The sequence below is a fragment of the Planococcus donghaensis MPA1U2 genome (assembly GCF_000189395.1).
GTDB lineage: Bacteria > Bacillota > Bacilli > Bacillales_A > Planococcaceae > Planococcus > Planococcus donghaensis_B.
Genome location: NZ_AEPB01000021.1, coordinates 1 through 1,509 on the forward strand (window position 1 = coordinate 1; position 1,509 = coordinate 1,509).

The window sequence follows — 1,509 nt, forward strand, 5'->3', positions numbered from 1 at the left end:
TGACACGATTGTTCCAGTTTCTATCACCCAGGAAACCTTGAAGCTCTCGCTAAAGCAACTCAATTTGTCCAGAGAAAACGGAAGTTGACTGTCAGTTCTTTTATGAAGCTCCTGTTTTCATCTCCCGGAACTCTCAGTGACCATTCCTTATCCGAACTCTGTTCGGACTTGGCTATTCATCAGGTCCCACTATCCAAAGAGGCATTGAACAAGCGTTTGAATGAACACACGGTTCTTTTTTTACAAGAGGTGTTTTTTGCCTTGTTTGAGCTTCAAAAAGAGCTTGCCCCTACCGGGCATTCAATTGGCAACCACGCATCCCTTCAATCGTATCCGGATACTAGATGGCACAACAGTCGCGCTTTCGTCTAATTGCCAGAGCGACTATCCTAGTTCGGTGGGGGCAGGCGTCAAATTTCAAGTTGAAGTTGACTATCTCACCGGTCAGTTTCAGTATGTGAAGATTCAACCTGCAAAAGCTGCAGATTGTCCAGCTGGTCGCGAGCGGTTGGCCACGATCCGGAAGGGGGACTTGTTTTTACAAGACCTTGGGTATTATCAATACACCACGTTTGAACAAATCAATGAGGAACATGCTTTTTATGTTAGCCGAGCCCGGACCGATACGATGTTTTATATCGATCATCCAACGCCTCGCTACCACCCAAATGGAAAAATGGTGGAAAGGTCTGCATATGAGCAACTTTTTATAAAAGAAGAAATGAAGACACTTCACCCAGGAGAAATACGCAATTACCCACGGGTCTATCTGGGCAGGCATAAGAAGTTGCCCTGTCGTCTCGTGCTCTATCGAATGACAGCGGCCGAACAGCGACGCCAAGCCTATCGAGTGAAACGCCGTGACCAGACCAAACACGGTACCATTAAACAAAAATCGCTAGATTTAGTGGGCGTATCCATGTTAGTGACGAACCTTCCAGACAAGGTTCCCACAGAAGAAATCGTTGCGCTCTACCGGTATCGTTGGCAAATCGAACTCCTCTTTCGCTCCTGGAAGAGCAACCTGAAACTGGATCAGTTTCGCCGCATGAAACAAGCTCGTTGGGAATGTCACATCTATGCAGAATTGATCCTGTTACTTCTCAGTACGTTGGTTGCCTATCAATTACGGGTCCGTTTCTGGAAAGAGCGGCATTTTGTGTTAAGCGAACAGATTGCCATCCACGAAATTTCCAAAAAAATAGGGATGCATTGGCGCATCCGTGACGGAACGGATTGGCAATGCATCCATCAAAAAATCGAGCTAACCCTGAACGCCATTGGTCGGAAGAAAGTCTGGAAACCCGGTCCGATCAACTGGCTATAGGCCTAAAAGACAGATAGACACTCAAAGTTTGGGGAAATGAGAATGTTTATTTGTCGCGCCCTCAAGTTCAGCGTTATTAGTCATACTATCCCCCGTTCGAAAAAAGATAAAACCTCTTTTGAACGAAGGGTAGAAAAGGTGTGAAATTTTCACTTACTCGGAAATGTAGCTTTAAGAAACAG

Annotated in this window: 1 protein-coding gene; it reads left to right on the forward strand. The window is 45.7% G+C overall.

Annotated elements, in window-relative coordinates; genetic code table 11:
* Positions 1 to 256 precede the first annotated feature (256 nt).
* Positions 257 to 1,327, forward strand: coding sequence for an IS4 family transposase (locus GPDM_RS05960; RefSeq protein WP_008429929.1), 1,071 nt, complete (start codon positions 257 to 259; stop codon positions 1,325 to 1,327).
* The last annotated feature ends 182 nt before the right edge of the window (positions 1,328 to 1,509 follow it).